The following is a 1,159-nucleotide window of genomic DNA, read 5'->3' on the forward strand; positions in this document are numbered from 1 at the left end:
AGCGCCGCTCCGTGATCCACGCCCCTATTGCCGGGCACTCTTACAAGGAGAAGACCATCCGTGCCCCGTTTACGCCTGTCGTTCGACCTTCGGCGCCCGAATTTCGCCACCGCCAGTCCGGCCGATCTCGCCGCAGCCATGCTCGACATCTGCGAGTGGGCTGACCGACTCGGCTTCGATCTGGTGTACTTCGGCGAGCACCACGGCGCCGAGGACGGCTACCTGCCGTCACCGCTGATCGCCTCGGCCGCCGCCGCCGGCCGCACCGCACGGATGCGGTTCCGCCCCATCCTGCTCGCTCCGCTCTACCACCCGCTCCGCCTCGCCGAAGACCTCGCGGTCGTCGACCTGCTCAGCGGCGGCCGGATGAGCCCGGTGTTCGCCGCGGGCTACCGAACGCCGGAGTTCGACATGTTCGACGTCGGTCTCCACGAACGGCGCAGCCGGGTCATCGAAGCCATCGAGGTCTGCAAACTGGCGTGGACGGGTCAGCCGTTCGAATTCCGCGGACGCACGGTGACGGTGACACCAACCCCCGCCCAGCGGCCGCATCCGCCGATCATCATGGGTGGGGGAGCCGAAGCGCCCGCACGGCGAGCCGCCCACCTCGCAGACGGCTTCGATCCCGCCGAACCCCGCGCCTGGGACTTCTACCGGGACGAATGCCTGAAGCTGGGACGCGACCCCGGCCCGTGGATTCCGCGTGGCCCGACGTTCCTCTACGTGTGCCCGGATCCCGACGCCGGCTGGGCCGACGTCGGCCCGAATCTCCTGCACGCCGCAAACAGCTACGCCCGGTGGATCGCCGAATCAGCAATGGGATCCAGCGAGTGGTATCCGCCGATCGGATCCGTAGACGAGCTACGCGCAGGCGGCGCCTACCAGATCGTCACGCCCGAACGCTGCATCGCCATCGCCCGAGAGCTCGGCCTGGATGGTCACCTGATCCTCCGTCCTCTGTTCGGCGGCACCGATCCGAAGAAGGCGTGGGCCAGTCTGCAGCTCTTCGAGACGGAGGTCCTGCCTTACCTCGACCTCGCCGAGCCAGTTGCATGATGAGACGCCCATCAGCTCGGCTACCTGACGCTGGGTCAGCAACATCGGCCTGCGATTAAATTAGATCTCAGCGAAAAACTCCTGCTTAGAGCGCCCGGCAATA

The 1,159-nt window shown here is 67.0% G+C and carries 1 protein-coding gene; it reads left to right on the forward strand.

All coding sequences use genetic code 11. The annotated features are described in order from the left end of the window. The first annotated feature begins 60 nt into the window (after nt 1-60). The gene (locus U9977_RS23060) at nt 61-1,056 is read left to right on the forward strand and encodes an LLM class flavin-dependent oxidoreductase (protein ID WP_322751378.1); all 996 of its coding nucleotides are present in this window, start codon (nt 61-63) and stop codon (nt 1,054-1,056) included. Nucleotides 1,057-1,159 lie beyond the last annotated feature (103 nt).

It is taken from the genome of Protofrankia sp. Cas8 (assembly GCF_963555845.1).
GTDB lineage: Bacteria > Actinomycetota > Actinomycetes > Frankiales > Frankiaceae > Protofrankia.